The 17,707-nt window shown below is 57.8% G+C and carries 12 protein-coding genes, 6 tRNA genes and 3 rRNA genes; 8 read left to right on the forward strand and 13 right to left on the reverse strand.

Going from position 1 to position 17,707, the window contains the following annotated elements; genetic code table 11:
- Position 1: 1 nt before the first annotated feature.
- The 12 genes from secE to AXG89_RS04540 all read right to left on the reverse strand — a co-directional run bounded on the left by secE (position 2) and on the right by AXG89_RS04540 (position 9,437).
- Positions 2-382, reverse strand: coding sequence for a preprotein translocase subunit SecE (secE, locus tag AXG89_RS04485; protein ID WP_056355385.1), 381 nt, complete (start codon positions 380-382; stop codon positions 2-4).
- A 34-nt stretch (positions 383-416) separates the two neighbouring features.
- Positions 417-492: transfer RNA gene (locus tag AXG89_RS04490), tRNA-Trp, on the reverse strand.
- A gap of 74 nt (positions 493-566) precedes the next feature.
- Complete coding sequence (gene tuf, locus AXG89_RS04495; protein ID WP_062000489.1) at positions 567-1,757, reverse strand: elongation factor Tu; 1,191 nt, start codon at positions 1,755-1,757, stop codon at positions 567-569.
- 65 nt (positions 1,758-1,822) lie between these two features.
- A tRNA-Thr gene (locus tag AXG89_RS04500) sits at positions 1,823-1,897 on the reverse strand.
- Between the two features lie 12 nt (positions 1,898-1,909).
- A tRNA-Gly gene (locus tag AXG89_RS04505) sits at positions 1,910-1,983 on the reverse strand.
- Between the two features lie 36 nt (positions 1,984-2,019).
- A tRNA-Tyr gene (locus AXG89_RS04510) sits at positions 2,020-2,105 on the reverse strand.
- 160 nt (positions 2,106-2,265) lie between these two features.
- Positions 2,266-2,378 (reverse strand): 5S ribosomal RNA (rrf, locus tag AXG89_RS04515).
- Positions 2,379-2,623: 245 nt separating this feature from the next.
- Positions 2,624-5,504 (reverse strand): 23S ribosomal RNA (locus AXG89_RS04520).
- Positions 5,505-5,856: 352 nt separating this feature from the next.
- Positions 5,857-5,932: transfer RNA gene (locus AXG89_RS04525), tRNA-Ala, on the reverse strand.
- Between the two features lie 65 nt (positions 5,933-5,997).
- Positions 5,998-6,074: transfer RNA gene (locus AXG89_RS04530), tRNA-Ile, on the reverse strand.
- A gap of 69 nt (positions 6,075-6,143) precedes the next feature.
- Positions 6,144-7,674 (reverse strand): 16S ribosomal RNA (locus AXG89_RS04535).
- The 16S, 23S and 5S rRNA genes sit together here with 5 tRNA genes alongside, the layout of an rRNA operon.
- Positions 7,675-8,147: 473 nt before the next feature.
- Positions 8,148-9,437, reverse strand: coding sequence for an SGNH/GDSL hydrolase family protein (locus AXG89_RS04540; protein ID WP_062168157.1), 1,290 nt, complete (start codon positions 9,435-9,437; stop codon positions 8,148-8,150).
- Between the two features lie 183 nt (positions 9,438-9,620).
- Here AXG89_RS04540 and AXG89_RS04545 point away from each other — a divergent pair, with 183 nt between their 5' ends.
- Positions 9,621-10,820: a 50S ribosomal protein L11 methyltransferase gene (locus AXG89_RS04545; RefSeq protein ID WP_062170272.1), complete on the forward strand. Its 1,200-nt coding sequence runs from the start codon at positions 9,621-9,623 to the stop codon at positions 10,818-10,820.
- On the opposite strand, the gene AXG89_RS04550 is transcribed toward AXG89_RS04545, so the two are convergent.
- Positions 10,821-12,086 carry a TIGR03862 family flavoprotein gene (locus tag AXG89_RS04550; RefSeq protein WP_062168159.1) on the reverse strand — a complete coding sequence of 422 codons (1,266 nt, stop codon included), beginning with the start codon at positions 12,084-12,086 and terminating at the stop codon, positions 10,821-10,823.
- A gap of 151 nt (positions 12,087-12,237) precedes the next feature.
- Here AXG89_RS04550 and paaA point away from each other — a divergent pair, with 151 nt between their 5' ends.
- From paaA to AXG89_RS04585, 7 genes are all read left to right on the forward strand, one after another.
- A complete protein-coding gene (gene paaA, locus AXG89_RS04555) occupies positions 12,238-13,236 on the forward strand; it encodes a 1,2-phenylacetyl-CoA epoxidase subunit PaaA (RefSeq protein WP_062168161.1) in 999 nt (332 codons plus the stop codon).
- 9 nt (positions 13,237-13,245) lie between these two features.
- Positions 13,246-13,530, forward strand: coding sequence for a 1,2-phenylacetyl-CoA epoxidase subunit PaaB (gene paaB / locus AXG89_RS04560; RefSeq protein ID WP_056364669.1), 285 nt, complete (start codon positions 13,246-13,248; stop codon positions 13,528-13,530).
- A 13-nt stretch (positions 13,531-13,543) separates the two neighbouring features.
- Positions 13,544-14,344, forward strand: a complete 801-nt coding sequence (paaC, locus tag AXG89_RS04565; protein ID WP_062000505.1) for a 1,2-phenylacetyl-CoA epoxidase subunit PaaC — start codon at positions 13,544-13,546, stop codon at positions 14,342-14,344.
- Positions 14,345-14,349: 5 nt separating this feature from the next.
- A complete protein-coding gene (gene paaD, locus AXG89_RS04570; RefSeq protein WP_062170273.1) occupies positions 14,350-14,880 on the forward strand; it encodes a 1,2-phenylacetyl-CoA epoxidase subunit PaaD in 531 nt (176 codons plus the stop codon).
- Positions 14,881-14,888: 8 nt separating this feature from the next.
- Positions 14,889-15,977, forward strand: coding sequence for a 1,2-phenylacetyl-CoA epoxidase subunit PaaE (paaE, locus tag AXG89_RS04575; RefSeq protein WP_062168163.1), 1,089 nt, complete (start codon positions 14,889-14,891; stop codon positions 15,975-15,977).
- Between the two features lie 139 nt (positions 15,978-16,116).
- Positions 16,117-16,932: a DUF1835 domain-containing protein gene (locus tag AXG89_RS04580; protein WP_062170275.1), complete on the forward strand. Its 816-nt coding sequence runs from the start codon at positions 16,117-16,119 to the stop codon at positions 16,930-16,932.
- A 69-nt stretch (positions 16,933-17,001) separates the two neighbouring features.
- Positions 17,002-17,607, forward strand: a complete 606-nt coding sequence (locus tag AXG89_RS04585; protein WP_062168165.1) for a TetR/AcrR family transcriptional regulator — start codon at positions 17,002-17,004, stop codon at positions 17,605-17,607.
- The last annotated feature ends 100 nt before the right edge of the window (positions 17,608-17,707 follow it).

Here is a 17,707-nt window from a genome sequence, read left to right on the forward strand (position 1 = left end):
ATCATCTCCAACCCAGAATTACCGAGAATATCACCCACTCGATCGACTTATCGCTAAGCCACAAGAAGATTGCCATGACAAGCACAAATGCAAAGACCACCAATGTGGTTTGCGTGGCTTCCTTACGCGTCGGCCACACCACCTTGCGGACTTCTTTGTACGAATCTTTGGCAAAGGCGATAAAACCTTTTCCCGGTGCGGAGAGAAGACCGACCGCGACACCCGCGATCAAGCCGACAGCCAGCGCGGCGCCGCGAACGTACCACTCCTGGCCACTGAGCCAGAAGAAACCTACGAACCCGGCCAAGACCAACAATACGCCCGCGGTCAACATCAACTTGTCGCCGGAAGTATTTACAGTTTCGACGGAAGGATTCGCCATAACACCTTAAACAGCGCCCGGAGACGCAAGATTGTGGCAGGGGCAGAGGGAATCGAACCCCCAACCTTCGGTTTTGGAGACCGACGCTCTGCCAGTTGAGCTATACCCCTAAACCAGTTGGGGTCAGCAATTTCGCTAACCCCGAAAACTACAGACTATCGAGCAATTTCTGGCGTTGCTCGACTTACTCGAGAACCTTGGCCACGACACCGGCGCCGACGGTACGACCGCCTTCACGGATAGCGAAGCGCAGACCTTCTTCCATGGCGATCGGAGCGATCAGCTTCACCGTGATCGACACGTTGTCGCCCGGCATGACCATTTCCTTGTCCTTCGGCAACTCGATCGAACCCGTCACGTCCGTGGTACGGAAGTAGAACTGCGGACGATAGTTGTTGAAGAACGGCGTGTGACGACCGCCTTCGTCCTTGCTCAGCACATACACTTCGGCCGTGAAGTGCGTGTGCGGCGTGATCGAACCCGGCTTGGCCAGCACTTGACCACGTTCCACGTCTTCACGCTTCGTGCCGCGCAACAGAATACCCACGTTGTCGCCCGCTTGACCTTGGTCCAGCAGCTTGCGGAACATTTCCACGCCCGTGCACGTCGTCTTCACCGTCGGCTTGATACCGATGATTTCGATTTCTTCGCCTACCTTCACGATACCGCGCTCGATACGACCCGTCACCACCGTGCCGCGACCCGAGATCGAGAACACGTCTTCCACCGGCATCAGGAACGTACCGTCAATTGCACGCTCCGGCGTCGGGATGTACGTGTCCAGCGCATCAGCCAGGTTCAAAATCGCCACTTCGCCCAGCTCGCCCGTGTCGCCTTCCAGCGCCAGCTTGGCCGAACCCTTGATGATCGGCGTGTCGTCGCCCGGGAAATCGTACTTCGACAGAAGCTCACGCACTTCCATTTCGACGAGTTCCAGCAACTCGGCGTCGTCCACCATGTCGCACTTGTTCAGGAACACGATGATGTACGGCACGCCAACCTGGCGAGCCAACAGGATGTGCTCACGCGTTTGCGGCATCGGGCCGTCTGCAGCCGAACACACCAGGATTGCGCCGTCCATCTGCGCTGCACCCGTAATCATGTTCTTCACATAGTCGGCGTGACCCGGGCAGTCAACGTGCGCATAGTGGCGCGCAGCCGTTTCGTACTCGACGTGTGCCGTGTTGATCGTGATACCACGTGCCTTCTCTTCCGGCGCCGCGTCGATCTGGTCATACGCCTTCGCTTCGCCGCCGAACTTCTTCGACAACACCGTTGCGATTGCTGCCGTCAGCGTGGTCTTGCCGTGGTCGACGTGACCAATCGTGCCTACGTTGACGTGCGGCTTGGTCCGTTCGAATTTACCTTTTGCCATTTTCGACTCCTAACAGGAATTTTTCCGTACCTTGCGCCGCGCGCAAACAGTGTGGACTATGTTGCTGGTGCCCATGAGCAGGATCGAACTGCTGACCTCTCCCTTACCAAGGGAGTGCTCTACCACTGAGCCACATGGGCGGACCTTGATGCTGGAGCGGGTGAAGGGAATCGAACCCTCGTCATAAGCTTGGAAGGCTTCTGCTCTACCATTGAGCTACACCCGCTTGGGTCTAACGATTCCCGACGCTTGCTACATGTTCTGGTGGAGGAGGTTGGATTCGAACCAACGTAGGCGTAAGCCAACAGATTTACAGTCTGCCCCCTTTAGCCACTCGGGCACCCCTCCGCAGAGAACTGACGATTATGAGGTTAGTCAGACACTTTGTCAAGCCATCAGCGCCTACCACATTTCGACGTCTCTCACTTATAAGTGATTTGTAAACGCAAAAACCCCACCTTGAAGGGGTGGGGTTTTAGCGACTGCGATGAGATGCAGAGGATGAGGAGCCTGACGATTACCTACTTTCACACGGGTATCCGCACTATCATTGGCGTGGAGTCGTTTCACGGTCCTGTTCGGGATGGGAAGGGGTGGTACCAACTCGCTATGGTCATCAGGCATTGAGGGGGTGTTCAGTCGCGGTGAAGCGGTGCGACTGAACCAATCTGGGGAAGAAGTAGTCGAGTGCATGTGTTGAGCACGCCTCGTTATTACGGGTGAAGCTTGGGGTTGTGTTTGCTACTACTTATATCAGGCACAACACTGATCTCAACCGATGCGTGTACTCAAGACCCCGCGCATGGCGCGGGATGGGGCATCCATACGTGCTTAAGCACTAACGGCTGCCGACACACACTGGTTATAGGATCAAGCCTTACGGGCAATTAGTATCAGTTAGCTTAATGCATTACTGCACTTCCACACCTGACCTATCAACGTCCTGGTCTAGAACGACCCTTCAAGGAGCTCGAAGCTCCAGGGATATCTCATCTCAAGGCGAGTTTCCCGCTTAGATGCTTTCAGCGGTTATCTCTTCCGAACATAGCTACCCGGCGATGCCACTGGCGTGACAACCGGTACACCAGAGGTTCGTCCACTCCGGTCCTCTCGTACTAGGAGCAGCCCCCTTCAAATATCCAACGCCCACGGCAGATAGGGACCAAACTGTCTCACGACGTTTTAAACCCAGCTCACGTACCTCTTTAAATGGCGAACAGCCATACCCTTGGGACCGGCTACAGCCCCAGGATGAGATGAGCCGACATCGAGGTGCCAAACACCGCCGTCGATATGAACTCTTGGGCGGTATCAGCCTGTTATCCCCAGAGTACCTTTTATCCGTTGAGCGATGGCCCTTCCATACAGAACCACCGGATCACTATGACCTGCTTTCGCACCTGCTCGACTTGTCGGTCTCGCAGTTAAGCACGCTTATGCCATTGCACTATCAGCACGATTTCCGACCGTACCTAGCGTACCTTCGTACTCCTCCGTTACACTTTGGGAGGAGACCGCCCCAGTCAAACTGCCTACCATGCACTGTCCCCGACCCGGATCACGGGCCAAGGTTAGAACCTCAAACAAACCAGGGTGGTATTTCAAGGACGGCTCCACCGAAACTAGCGTTCCGGTTTCATAGCCTCCCACCTATCCTACACAGATCGGTTCAAAGTCCAATGCAAAGCTACAGTAAAGGTTCATGGGGTCTTTCCGTCTAGCCGCGGGGAGATTGCATCATCACAAACACTTCAACTTCGCTGAGTCTCGGGAGGAGACAGTGTGGCCATCGTTACGCCATTCGTGCAGGTCGGAACTTACCCGACAAGGAATTTCGCTACCTTAGGACCGTTATAGTTACGGCCGCCGTTTACCGGGACTTCAATCAAGAGCTTGCACCCCATCATTTAATCTTCCGGCACCGGGCAGGCGTCACACCCTATACGTCCACTTTCGTGTTTGCAGAGTGCTGTGTTTTTATTAAACAGTCGCAGCCACCAGTTTATTGCAACCCCTTCACCCTTTGCGCGCAGGCGCATCAAGCTACAGGGGCGTACCTTATCCCGAAGTTACGGTACCAATTTGCCGAGTTCCTTCTCCCGAGTTCTCTCAAGCGCCTTAGAATACTCATCTCGCCCACCTGTGTCGGTTTGCGGTACGGTCTTGTTAAACTGAAGCTTAGAGGCTTTTCTTGGAACCACTTCCGATTGCTTCTTCACCTAAGTGAATGGCCTCGTACCCTTGAATTCCGCGCCCGGATTTGCCTAAGCGCCTTCTCCAATACAAGGACCGGGACTTCCAACACCCGGACAACCTTCCGCGATCCGTCCCCCCATCGCATTTAACAATGGTGCAGGAATATTAACCTGCTTCCCATCAGCTACGCATTTCTGCCTCGCCTTAGGGGCCGACTCACCCTACGCCGATGAACGTTGCGTAGGAAACCTTGGGCTTACGGCGAGGGGGCTTTTCACCCCCTTTATCGCTACTCATGTCAGCATTCGCACTTCCGATACCTCCAGCACACTTTTCAATGCACCTTCACAGGCTTACGGAACGCTCTCCTACCATGCGAGATAAATCTCGCATCCGCAGCTTCGGTATATTGCTTAGCCCCGTTACATCTTCCGCGCAGGACGACTCGATCAGTGAGCTATTACGCTTTCTTTAAAGGGTGGCTGCTTCTAAGCCAACCTCCTGACTGTTTTAGCCTTCCCACTTCGTTTCCCACTTAGCAATATTTGGGGACCTTAGCTGGCGGTCTGGGTTGTTTCCCTCTTGACACCGGACGTTAGCACCCGATGTCTGTCTCCCGTGATTGCACTCTTCGGTATTCGGAGTTTGCTATGGCGTAGTAATCCGCAATGGACCCCACAACCATGACAGTGCTCTACCCCCGAAGGTGATACACGAGGCACTACCTAAATAGTTTTCGGAGAGAACCAGCTATTTCCAAGTTTGTTTAGCCTTTCACCCCTATCCACAGCTCATCCCCTAATTTTTCAACATTAGTGGGTTCGGTCCTCCAGTACGTGTTACCGCACCTTCAACCTGGCCATGGATAGATCACTTGGTTTCGGGTCTACGCCCAGCAACTGAACGCCCTATTCGGACTCGCTTTCGCTACGCCTGCCTTAATCAGTTAAGCTTGCTACTGAACGTAAGTCGCTGACCCATTATACAAAAGGTACGCCGTCACCCCTTACGAGGCTCCGACTGTTTGTATGCATGCGGTTTCAGGATCTATTTCACTCCCCTCCCGGGGTTCTTTTCGCCTTTCCCTCACGGTACTGGTTCACTATCGGTCGATCACGAGTATTTAGCCTTGGAGGATGGTCCCCCCATCTTCAGACAGGATTTCACGTGTCCCGCCCTACTTGTCGTACACCTAGTTCCACACATCCGCTTTCGCCTACAGGGCTATCACCTGCTATGGCCACACTTTCCAGAGTGTTCGGCTAACGGTCGTGCTAAAGAGTACAGGCTGATCCCATTTCGCTCGCCACTACTTTGGGAATCTCGGTTGATTTCTTTTCCTGCGGTTACTTAGATGTTTCAGTTCACCGCGTTCGCTTCACGTAACCTATGTATTCAGTTACGGATGACCCAGAAGGGCCGGGTTTCCCCATTCGGACATCTACGGATCAAAGCTCGTTTGCCAGCTCCCCGTAGCTTTTCGCAGGCTACCGCGTCCTTCATCGCCTGTGATCGCCAAGGCATCCACCACATGCACTTGTTCGCTTGACCCTATAACGAGTGCGTCTCCGAGACCCCTCCCGACTCCGAACCGAAGTTCAGCTTCGAGGGAAACCTCTTTCACACCGCTATAGGTTGAGTATTCGTGTTGCGCCGTATTCCAAAGCAATCTCTCGATCACTTTTTCATACATTGATACAATCACAACCCTGATTCACCTACTCACACACCCATCTCTAAGTATGCTTTCGTGAATCTCTTTACTACTTCTTCCAGATTGTTAAAGAACGACAGCATCACCTGAAGCGCTATGCTCCACATGATTTTACTGACTGGCTCAATCGCCAATGCAAATCACGCTCGACCGGCATGGCTCGGTCTAAACGTGCTTGGCATTGATGATTGGTGGAGGATGACGGGATCGAACCGACGACCCCCTGCTTGCAAAGCAGGTGCTCTCCCAGCTGAGCTAATCCCCCAGATACCTTGATGCTTGAGGGTCTGCATTTATCTTCGTTCGTTCTTTCAAACGTTCAAGAGTAAATGGTGGGTCTGGTTGGATTCGAACCAACGACCCCCGCCTTATCAAGACGGTGCTCTAACCAACTGAGCTACAGACCCTTAGCCTGTCTTCTTACAGCCGATAAGCGTGAGCACTTTAGTGCTTCGTTCAGAAGCGTTGAGCTCGAGAAAGGAGGTGATCCAGCCGCACCTTCCGATACGGCTACCTTGTTACGACTTCACCCCAGTCATGAATCCTACCGTGGTGACCGTCCTCCTTGCGGTTAGACTAGCCACTTCTGGTAAAACCCACTCCCATGGTGTGACGGGCGGTGTGTACAAGACCCGGGAACGTATTCACCGCGGCATGCTGATCCGCGATTACTAGCGATTCCAGCTTCACGTAGTCGAGTTGCAGACTACGATCCGGACTACGATCGGTTTTCTGGGATTAGCTCCCCCTCACGGGTTGGCAGCCCTCTGTTCCGACCATTGTATGACGTGTGAAGCCCTACCCATAAGGGCCATGAGGACTTGACGTCATCCCCACCTTCCTCCGGTTTGTCACCGGCAGTCTCCTTAGAGTGCTCTTGCGTAGCAACTAAGGACAAGGGTTGCGCTCGTTGCGGGACTTAACCCAACATCTCACGACACGAGCTGACGACAGCCATGCAGCACCTGTGTATCGGTTCTCTTTCGAGCACCCCAGCCTTTCAGCCAGGTTCCGACCATGTCAAGGGTAGGTAAGGTTTTTCGCGTTGCATCGAATTAATCCACATCATCCACCGCTTGTGCGGGTCCCCGTCAATTCCTTTGAGTTTTAATCTTGCGACCGTACTCCCCAGGCGGTCAACTTCACGCGTTAGCTACGTTACTAAGTCAATGAAGACCCAACAACTAGTTGACATCGTTTAGGGCGTGGACTACCAGGGTATCTAATCCTGTTTGCTCCCCACGCTTTCGTGCATGAGCGTCAGTATTGGCCCAGGGGGCTGCCTTCGCCATCGGTATTCCTCCACATCTCTACGCATTTCACTGCTACACGTGGAATTCTACCCCCCTCTGCCATACTCTAGCTCGCCAGTCACAAATGCAGTTCCCAGGTTAAGCCCGGGGATTTCACATCTGTCTTAACGAACCGCCTGCGCACGCTTTACGCCCAGTAATTCCGATTAACGCTCGCACCCTACGTATTACCGCGGCTGCTGGCACGTAGTTAGCCGGTGCTTATTCTTCCGGTACCGTCATCCCCTCACAGTATTAGTGCAAAGGTTTTCTTTCCGGACAAAAGTGCTTTACAACCCGAAGGCCTTCTTCACACACGCGGCATTGCTGGATCAGGGTTTCCCCCATTGTCCAAAATTCCCCACTGCTGCCTCCCGTAGGAGTCTGGGCCGTGTCTCAGTCCCAGTGTGGCTGGTCGTCCTCTCAGACCAGCTACAGATCGTCGCCTTGGTAGGCCTTTACCCCACCAACTAGCTAATCTGCCATCGGCCGCCCCTATAGCGCGAGGTCTTGCGATCCCCCGCTTTCTTCCGTAGATCGTATGCGGTATTAATCCGGCTTTCGCCGGGCTATCCCCCACTACAGGACACGTTCCGATGTATTACTCACCCGTTCGCCACTCGCCACCAGGGTTGCCCCCGTGCTGCCGTTCGACTTGCATGTGTAAGGCATGCCGCCAGCGTTCAATCTGAGCCAGGATCAAACTCTTCAGTTCAATGCCTGTTACTGTTTTCTATTCTTCCGAATAGGTCGCTCACTCAACGTACTGACAAGTTCCTCCCATCTTTCCATCTCTGAAAAGACGCTCAAAACCTACCTTAATACTAGTGTGAGACTTGATACTTTCGCTTCACGGCAGCGCCCCGAAAGACACCACCACGCTCTAAAGCAAAACACCAAGCGCCCACACTTATCGGCTGTTAGTTTTTAAAGAACATTCACCAAAACCGCAGCATCCCATCCCTCAGAACACCACCGCTTTCGCGTCGCTGCGTTTGCAGCACAGAAACGAGATTATGTAGAATCTTTTTCCCCTTGTCAACAAGTTTGTGAGCGTTTTGCTTTCAAACTTACCGACTTTGGAGCCCGCCTGTTTCCTTGGCGGCCCTCGTTGCGAAACGAGGAGGCGAATAATAGGCGATACCGACAGGTCTGGCAAGAGCATCTTCAAATAATTTGAAAAGAAGCTTATTTGGCGCCGGCTGCGGACCTCGTAAGGCCCATTTCTTCGATAGGAACCGCCTCCGACATTGCGGCATATCCCGCGTCGCTCGGATGGATGTGGTCACCGCTGTCATAGCGGCGTTGCAGTTTGTCCGGGTGATCCGGGTCTCGCAGCGCGCGATCGAAGTCAACGACGCCATCGAACGCCCGGCTGGACCGGATGGAATTGTTCACTGCGGTGCGGATCGCCTCGCGTTCGGGCGGCAAGGCGGCCGGCGTAAGCGTCGCGCCATAGATCCTCACTCCGCGCTGGTGCGCCTGGGCAATAAGCCGCTGGTAGCCGCGCAGCAGCGAGTCGGCCGTGACGGGCGTGTGGGGATCGTCGCAATCGAGGCTGGCGTGCGGGGGCATCGAAGGGAAATTGATGTCGTTGATGCCGACCAGCACGATCACCGACCGGACGCCCGGCTGGCGCAAAGCATCGCGATCGAAGCGGCTCAGCACGGCGTCGCCGTAACATGGCGACGGGCTCAACAAGCGATTGCCGCTGATTCCTGCGTTGACCACCGCCGTTCCTTCAATTCCCTTTTGGGTGAGCCGGCGCGCGAGTGCGTCGGTCCATCGGCGATTGGCGTTAGGCGTGGAACGCATCCCGTCGGTGATGGAATCGCCAATGGCAACAAGGGTCTGCGCGGGGGCGGTATCGACGGCAACGCTCGTCAGCCACACGAATTGCGTAAAGCGCGTGCGGAAGGCGGAGGCGTCGGTATCGGCGGAATGGTTGCCGGGCGTCGAGATGTAGTTGACCTGGCTTGCCACCCGATGCCACGCAGCCAGTTTCTGACCTTCAGCCATATAGGTGCTCACCGCCAGCGGCTGGTAAGCAGCGATATTGAATGCCACAGGATCGCTGTCGACCTGGCCACCCGGCGCGATGGTCACGCCCGGCTTGCCGCCAAACGTGACGGAACGCGTCGTTCCCGCCCGCGTTCCTGCCGCGTTGCCCGCTACTGCGCGCGCGACCTGCGCACCATCGATAACGAGCGGCGCCGTGCCATACACATTGCTGAACCGCAGGCGAAGCTGCTTTCCATCGATGGCGGGATAGACGATCTGCCTGACCGTGCGCCCGCCGAATTCAGGTGCGCGATACAGCGCCGGCAACTCGGCGCGCTGCGGGATCTGCTGGAGCGCTGTGCTCCAGGCGCTGACCCAGTGTCCGGAGGGTGCGTCGTCGGCGAAGGCTGGCGTGGACGCGAGCAGGAAGGCAGAAAACGTCGCGGCGGCAACGGCGGAAAGGACGCGAAGGTTCATCGGGGAGCGGGAAATTTTCGGGAAAAACCGATTGTGCCCTACGCAGCAGACCGCACGCTTACAGCGGCGGTGGCGTCGTCACGCGCCTTCCAAATGGACGGAAAATCAGACCGTTTTGTGAAAAGCCCTCAGAATGTCGGCATTCCGCCTCGCGGTTCTTACTTTGTCCGGTACTTATTCAGCATGCATTCCAAAACCTCTTCCAGCACCAGCGCCGCATCCGCCCTCATTGAATGGGAGGAAAAAGGCGAAAGCCATTCGGCGCTCTGGCGCTCGGAAAGCGGGATCGCGCCGCCAAAACGCGTCGTCATAGGCGATGACCAGATGACCGCGGACTCGGCGTATCGGCTGGCTTGCGAAGGGACCGCGATCTTGTGGCGCGGCGATTTTCAAAACGCGCGGCAGTTGTTGCAGGCTGTGGCGCGACGTATCGAAACACGGCCCAAGAAGTCGGCGAAGGCGAAAGCCAAGCAACGCAGCGCCACGCCTGATGCGCCGGCTGAAGCGCCCGCGCCCGGCGAAGCGTTCAATCTGCATCGGCTTGCTCAGTCGCAGCGGGCCCGCACGCTCGGCATGTTCTTGCTGCCGCTCGACGCCGAGTACGCCATTACGTTGCGGCGTGCTCCGGTTGTGAAAGAGGCGTGCGAAGAGGCATACGGTCCGGCGGCGGGTGAGTCGGTCGTGTCGCTACGGGAAGTGCTCGGGCTGGTCGGCGCGCACGAGTGGCGCAAGAAGGGCGTGGACGTCGAGGCGCTGGGCGCGCGGATTCACCCGTATTACGGTGTGTTTTCGCCTGTGCGCGGCGAGTATGTGAAGCTGGTGGCGGATCAGCCGTTGCCATCGAAGGAACTGGCATTCGATATTGGCACGGGCACCGGCGTGCTGGCCGCGTTGCTGGCCCAGCGGGGCGTGAAGCGCGTGATCGCGACGGAAATCGATCCGCGCGCGCTCGCCTGCGCGCATGAGAACATCGATTTGCTCGGGTTTTCGCCGCAGGTCAAAGTGATCGAAGCTGATTTGTTTCCGGAAGGCCGCGCGCCGTTGATCGTCTGTAATCCGCCGTGGTTGCCGGCGCGGCCGAGCTCGGCTATCGAACATGCGATCTATGACCCGGAAAGCCGGATGTTGCGCGGTTTCCTCGACGGCCTTGCCGCGCATTTGACGCCTGGCGGCGAAGGCTGGCTGATCCTGTCGGATCTGGCCGAGCATCTGGGACTGCGTACGCGCGCCCAATTCCAGGAGTGGGTCGATCAAGCCGGGCTCAAGACCGATGGCCGGATGGACGTGCGACCGAACCACCCCCGCGCCGCCGATAAAACCGATCCGCTATACCAGGCGAGGTCGGCCGAAGTTACTTCGTTGTGGCGGCTCGTGCCAGCCTGATCAAAGCGCCGGGGCGCGGTTCCGGTTCAGATAAGCCAGCGCCCCTTCTCCGGCGACCACTCCGCTCGCGAGACAGCACGTCAGCAGATAACCACCGGTCGGCGCTTCCCAGTCCAGCATTTCGCCCGCACAGAAAACGCCGGGCAAGGCTGCGAGCATCAATTGCGAATCCAGCGATTCGAACCTCACCCCGCCGGCGCTGCTGATTGCTTCCGCTATGGGCCGCGGCCGCGTCACTGTCAACGGCAATGCCTTGATGCGTTGCGCAAGACGGGTGGCATCGGCGAAATCTTCGCGGGTCAGGCATTCGCGCAGCAATCCGGCCTTCGCGCCCATCAGCTTCAGGCGGCTCTGCAAATGGCTCGACATGGAACGTGCGCCGCGTGGGTGCGTGACTTCGTCGTGGACGCGTTCATGGGTCAGCGCCGGAACGAGGTCGAGCAGGAACGTGGCATGGCCCTCGGCCAGACGGTCGCGGATGCGCGCGGACAATGCGTAGATCAGACTGCCTTCAATGCCCGTCGATGTCAGCAAACATTCCCCCGCCCGCCAGTCCGCGCCACCGTCTTCACGCGGCAAACCAATGGCCACCGACTTGAGCGGCTCGCCCGCAAAGCGGCTGCTGAAATGCTCGCTCCAGTTGATATCGAATCCGCAATTCGATGGTTTGAACGGCGCAACCGATACATCCCGCGCTTCCAGATGCCCGATCCACGCGGCGTCCGATCCAAGCCGCGGCCAACTCGCACCACCCAGCGCGAGCACGACGGCATCGGCGTGAACCTCGCGATCGCCTTCCGGCGTTGCGAACCGGAGCGCGCATGGCGTGGCGTCGTCCCAGCCGATCCACTTGTGCCGCATATGGAAACGCACACCCGATCCACGTAGCCGATGCAACCACGCGCGCAGCATTGGCGCCGCTTTCATGTCGGTGGGAAAGACGCGTCCCGAGCTGCCGATAAACGTTTCCACTCCCAGATCGTGGACCCACGCGCGTAAGGCGGTGGCATCGAAACGGCGCAGCAGCGGTTCGATAAACGCCCGGCGCTCGCCGTACCTCGACAGGAAAGCTTCGGCAGGCTCGGAATGCGTGAGATTCATGCCGCCCTTTCCTGCCATGAGGAACTTGCGGCCGACCGATGGCATGGCGTCGTAGAGATCCACTTCGACACCGCCCGCCGCCAACGCTTCAGCCGCCATCAAGCCGGCAGGGCCGCCGCCGATAACGGCCACACGCGGGACAGGAGATTCGATCGATGACGGCATGCACGGAAAAGTTGGTGGAGATCAGCCCGTATTGTCGCATTCGCCGCGAACGCGACCGGTCCAGGCCAGCCATCTCAAAAAATATCTATTAGCCGACCGTCCGGTCGGTTTATAATTGCTCCACAACGACTTCCTACAGCGAGCGATCGTCATGTACACGCAATCCCTCGATATTCCCGGCAACGTCCAGTCCATCGACCCGGCGTCCACGTCTTCGGAACTCAGCCGTTTCGACGCCGTGATGGCGGCCGACGGCAAAATCGAACCGCAGGACTGGATGCCAGACGCGTACCGAAAGACGCTGGTTCGCCAGATTTCGCAGCACGCGCATTCGGAAATTGTCGGAATGCTGCCGGAAGGCAACTGGATTTCGCGGGCGCCGAGTCTGAAGCGCAAGGCCATCCTGCTCGCAAAAGTGCAGGACGAGGGTGGCCACGGCCTCTATTTATATAGCGCGGCGGAAACCATGGGTGTATCGCGCGATCAGCTCGTCGATGCCCTGCACGCCGGCAAGGCCAAGTATTCAAGCATCTTCAACTACCCCACGCCGACCTGGGCGGACGTCGGTGTAATCGGCTGGCTGGTCGACGGCGCCGCGATCATGAATCAGATTCCGCTGTGCCGCTGTACGTACGGGCCGTATGCGCGCGCCATGATCCGCATCTGCAAGGAAGAGTCGTTCCACCAGCGGCAAGGTTTCGACGCGCTGCTCTCCATGATGAAAGGCACGCAGGCCCAAAAGGACATGGTCCAGCAGGCGGTGGATCGCTGGTGGTGGCCCGTGCTGATGATGTTCGGCCCGAGCGACAAGGATTCCATTCATAGCGGCCAGTCGTTCAAGTGGGGCATCAAGCGGATATCGAACGATGATTTGCGGCAGAAATTCGTCGATGCAACCGTCGAGCAAGCCCGGATTCTCGGCGTCACGCTGCCCGATCCCGATCTGAAATGGAACGAGGAACGGCAAGCGCATGACTACGGCGTCATCGACTGGGACGAATTTTGGCGCGTCGTGAATGGCGACGGTCCGTGCAACAAGGAACGCCTCGCGACACGCGTAAAGGCGCATGACGACGGCGAGTGGGTTCGCGAAGCAGCCCTCGCCTATTCCGCCAAACAAGCCGCGCGTGCTCAAAAGCAAGCTGCATAGGAGCGACAAATGAACAACGAATGGCCGATCTGGGAAGTGTTCGTGCGCAGCAAGCAGGGACTCGATCACAAGCATTGCGGCAGTTTGCACGCGCCCGACGCGCCGGCTGCGCTGCGCATGGCGCGCGATGTCTACACGCGTCGCCAGGAAGGCGTGAGCATATGGGTAGTGCCATCGGCGGCGATCACGGCGTCCGATCCCGCCGATAAAGCCGAGTTCTTCGAACCTGCCGGCGACAAGATTTATCGTCACCCGACGTTCTTCGTGCTCCCCGACGAAATCAACCACATGTGATCGAAGGTTAGACATGACGACGCCCCAACATCTGTCCTACGTGCTGCGCCTCGCCGACAACGCGCTGATCCTTGGGCAACGCAATGGCGAATGGTGCGGACACGGCCCGGTGCTCGAGGAAGATATTGCGCTCGCCAACATCAGTCTCGATCTGATCGGCCAGGCGCGCCTGCTTTACTCGCATGCGGCCGCGCTCGAGACCGAGTTGCACGGCACGCAGAAAACCGAAGACGACTACGCATATTTCCGCAATGAGCGAGATTTCCGCAACTTTACGTTGAGCGAATTGCCGCACGCCGGACCGTTGTCGGGAACGACGCGCGCAGACCGTGATTACGCGGTGACGGTCGTGCGCAATTTCCTGTATTCCACGCTGATGTCGCATCTCTGGACGGCGCTGACCCGATCGAGCGACGCACAGCTTGCCGCAATCGCTTCCAAGTCGATCAAGGAAACGCGATATCACCTGAATCACGCGAGCGACTGGCTGCTGCGTTTCGGCGATGGCACCGAGGAATCGCATCGCCGGGCTCAGGCGGCGGTGGATTACCTGATGCCCTACACACGCGAATTCTTCAGCGTGGATGAGGTGGAAACGCGCATCGCCGATGCCGGTATCGGTCCGCTGACAGCCGATCTGGAAACCGCGTGGCGCGAAGATGTGGACGCAACGTTGGCCGAAGCCACGCTGCAAAAACCCGCCGACGTGCAGCACGTGACCACGGGCAAACTCGGCGAGCATTCCGAGCACATGGGTTATCTGTTGGCGGAATTGCAAAGCATCGCGCGCCAGCACCCGGGCGCGACGTGGTGAACGCCATGACAACCGCGGAAGACGTTGCGCTCGAACACGTATGGAACGTGCTCGAAGCCGTGCCCGATCCGGAAATTCCGGTGGTGTCCATACGCGAACTGGGTATCCTCCGCGATGTCCGCCGCGCCGCCGACGACACGCTGGAAATTGTCATCACGCCAACGTATTCCGGTTGCCCGGCGATGTACCAGATTGCGGAAGACATCGGCGCGGCGCTGAACGCGGCGGGTTTCGCGAAGCATCGGATAGAGACGGTTCTGGCGCCCGCATGGACCACCGACTGGATGACCGACGCTGCCCGCGAAAAGCTCAAGCAATACGGCATTGCCCCGCCCATGGGCAACTGCGGCTCGAACGAACACGCGCCGCAAGAACGGCCTTTGCGTTTCGTGCCGCGCATCGTCGATAAACCCGCCTGCCCGCGCTGCGGTTCAGTGCAGACAGAACGCCTTGCCCAATTCGGCTCGACGGCGTGCAAGGCGCTGTATCGATGCGTGGATTGCCGCGAACCGTTCGACTACTTCAAACCGTACTGAAACCGACCATGGCGACTCCGCAATTCCATTCGCTTCGCATCCGCGACGTTCGTCCCGAAACCGCGGACGCCGTTACCGTTTCCTTCGATGTCCCCGACACCCTGCGTGATGCGTTCCGCTTTACGCAAGGCCAGTTCGTCACGTTGAAAACGCATATCGACGGCGAGGAAACGCGGCGTTCGTATTCCATTTGCGTCGGCGTGACGGATTACGATCGCGATGGCGAATTGCGTATCGGTATTAAGCGCGTGCGCGGCGGCCGCTTCTCGAACTTCGCTTTCGACATGCTCAAGCCCGGTCACGAAATCGAAGTCATGACGCCCGATGGCCGCTTCTTCACCCATCTGAACGCCGATCACTTCAAGCATTACGTTGCGTTTTCGGGCGGTTCCGGCATCACACCGGTGCTTGCCATCATCAAGACGACGCTCGAGACGGAGCCCACCAGCCGCTTCACGCTGATCTATGGCAATCGCAGCGTCGACGCCATCATGTTCGCCGAGGAACTCGAAGACCTGAAGAACCGCTTCATGAGCCGGTTCTCGCTGTACCACGTTTTATCGGACGATTTGCAGGACGTCGAACTGTTCAACGGCGTGCTGAACCAGGAAAAATGCGCGGCGTTCCTCGAGGCGCTCGTTCCCGCCAGTGAAATCGATGAAGCGTTCATCTGCGGTCCCGGCCCGATGATGGACGCCGCCGAAGCCGCCCTGAAAGGCGCGGGCGTGCCGCCGAAGCAGGTTCACGTCGAGCGTTTCGGGACGCCTTTGCCGCAAGCCGGTGTTCCGCAAATCGAGATCACGGACAACACGCCGACGGCGGATCTGGAATTGGTCATCGATGGAAAAAGGCGCAAGTTGCGTCTGCCGTACCAGGGCGTGAGCGTACTGGATGTCGGGCTGAAGGCCGGCCTCGCGCTGCCTTACGCGTGCAAGGGTGGTGTCTGCTGTACGTGCCGCGCAAAAGTGCTGGAAGGCGAAGTGCGCATGGAGAAAAACTTCACATTGGAACAACATGAAATCGATGCCGGTTTCGTGCTGACGTGCCAGTGTCATCCGGTTTCGGATCGGGTAGTTGTGAGCTATGACGAACGTTGAGCGACCAGTTGGCGGATTGCACTGATTCAATTCGCTTACACTAGGGGCCGTCTGTTGTTAAGTTGCCGTCATGTCGATCACATCGATCGAGTCGGCTACACAGCAGCCGGCCTTCTTACGTTTGCGGTCACCGTTACTGATGAGCACCATTCACGTTACCAACGGCGACTATGCCGCCGAGATACTTCGCGAAGCGCTGAATGCAGTTTCACGCGATGAGCGCGTCATTCCCCTGAAGGACGATCTTGCGGTCGGCCATCTGAGGGGTATCGATGACAACCCGGAAACGCGTGCCCTCTTCTGGCAACAAGTGCTCGACGAGCACAAAGTCGATTTCATTTCGAAGCTCAAGGAACAAGATGCGCTGTTGCGCGAACTGGCCCAGGGCACGGGTCAAGTCGTGGTCTGGCACGGCCAGAGCGCGGGCGATCAGTTGATGCTGCGGCGCGTCGCCTATTTCCTGCGCAACGTGCCGCAACGCCTGAACGAAGCCAAACTGACCGCCGACGATCTACCCCTCATCACCGCCGACGACGGCAATCAGCGCCGTCGTGGCCGCGGCGACGGCATTACAGCGGTTGGCATGTTCACGGCAGCCGAACTCGGCGTCAAGCTGCCGACGGCCGCGCCCATCTCCGTGTTGCGCATCAGCCGGCTCGCGCTCGAATGGCAGGAAGTGAAGCAGATCAACAGCGAAACGCGGCGCTGGCGCGACAACACGTTTATCTCAGGCACGTATTCCGATATCGATGAAACCATCCTCCAGATCGCAAGCGCCGGCTGGATCGAGTCGCGCCGGCTCGCGGGCGAGGTGATGGGCGGAAGTTTCGGCTTCCTGGTCAGCGACTCGATCGCCCTTTGGCGATGCCGCGAACTCGTGGCTGCAGGCAAGCTGGAAATCCGCGGCGATCCCTCAAAAATTGCCGACGCAAGACTGCGCCGCGCCTCGCATTAGCCGCCGGACGGAGACAAGTCGCGCTCAAGCATTAGAATTCCGTTCGACCCAGCACTTCTCCGAGACTCAATGGCACGTACCAGAGCGCCCGACCACGACACACAACGCGAGCAGATTCTCGAACTCGCCGCCGCGAAATTCGCGCAGACGAGCTACCCGAGCACATCGATGGCCGATCTCGCCGCCGCCAGCGGCACGTCCAAGGCGCGGCTTTACCACTACTACGCGAGCAAGGAAGCCATCCTGTTCGACCTGCTCGACCGCTATACGAAGCGGCTGATGCTGATCATCGCGGAGGTGGAAGGCGCGAGCCAGCGGCGCGGGCTCACCGAGCGCGAGGCGTTTGCCGAGCTCATTCGCGCGTTTCTCGCGGAATACGAAACGTCGCATAGCCGGCACGTCGCTCTGCTCAACGACGTGAAGTACCTCGAAGATACGCGGCGTGAAATCGTGCTCGAACGCCAGCGCGGTATCGTCGCTGCGTTTGCGCGGCAACTGGCGCGTGCTTATCCGAAGCGGGCGACCAAGGAAAACCAGACGGCCTTGACCATGATGGTTTTCGGCATGATCAACTGGACATTCACGTGGCTCAAACCTGACGGCAAGCTGGGTTACGGGGAGTTTGCGGAACAGGTTGTCGATGTGATCGAACGGGGAATGAATGGCGATTCGTGAAATGCTGCACCGCAATATACGACATGGGCGCACGCACGTCCGTTTTCCGCAACAGCGTTTAAACAATTGATTTTAAAAGATTTTTATTCGTAATACTTGA

Source organism: Burkholderia sp. PAMC 26561, assembly GCF_001557535.2.
Lineage (GTDB): Bacteria > Pseudomonadota > Gammaproteobacteria > Burkholderiales > Burkholderiaceae > Caballeronia.

What these genes read in the sequence shown, in the direction of transcription:
- secE (WP_056355385.1), bottom strand. Translation starts at nt 382, where the DNA reads ATGGCGAATCCTTCCGTCGAAACTGTAAATACTTCCGGCGACAAGTTG.
- tuf (WP_062000489.1), bottom strand. Translation starts at nt 1,757, where the DNA reads ATGGCAAAAGGTAAATTCGAACGGACCAAGCCGCACGTCAACGTAGGC.
- AXG89_RS04540 (WP_062168157.1), bottom strand. Translation starts at nt 9,437, where the DNA reads ATGAACCTTCGCGTCCTTTCCGCCGTTGCCGCCGCGACGTTTTCTGCC.
- AXG89_RS04545 (WP_062170272.1), top strand. Translation starts at nt 9,621, where the DNA reads ATGCATTCCAAAACCTCTTCCAGCACCAGCGCCGCATCCGCCCTCATT.
- AXG89_RS04550 (WP_062168159.1), bottom strand. Translation starts at nt 12,086, where the DNA reads ATGCCGTCATCGATCGAATCTCCTGTCCCGCGTGTGGCCGTTATCGGC.
- paaA (WP_062168161.1), top strand. Translation starts at nt 12,238, where the DNA reads ATGTACACGCAATCCCTCGATATTCCCGGCAACGTCCAGTCCATCGAC.
- paaB (WP_056364669.1), top strand. Translation starts at nt 13,246, where the DNA reads ATGAACAACGAATGGCCGATCTGGGAAGTGTTCGTGCGCAGCAAGCAG.
- paaC (WP_062000505.1), top strand. Translation starts at nt 13,544, where the DNA reads ATGACGACGCCCCAACATCTGTCCTACGTGCTGCGCCTCGCCGACAAC.
- paaD (WP_062170273.1), top strand. Translation starts at nt 14,350, where the DNA reads ATGACAACCGCGGAAGACGTTGCGCTCGAACACGTATGGAACGTGCTC.
- paaE (WP_062168163.1), top strand. Translation starts at nt 14,889, where the DNA reads ATGGCGACTCCGCAATTCCATTCGCTTCGCATCCGCGACGTTCGTCCC.
- AXG89_RS04580 (WP_062170275.1), top strand. Translation starts at nt 16,117, where the DNA reads ATGAGCACCATTCACGTTACCAACGGCGACTATGCCGCCGAGATACTT.
- AXG89_RS04585 (WP_062168165.1), top strand. Translation starts at nt 17,002, where the DNA reads ATGGCACGTACCAGAGCGCCCGACCACGACACACAACGCGAGCAGATT.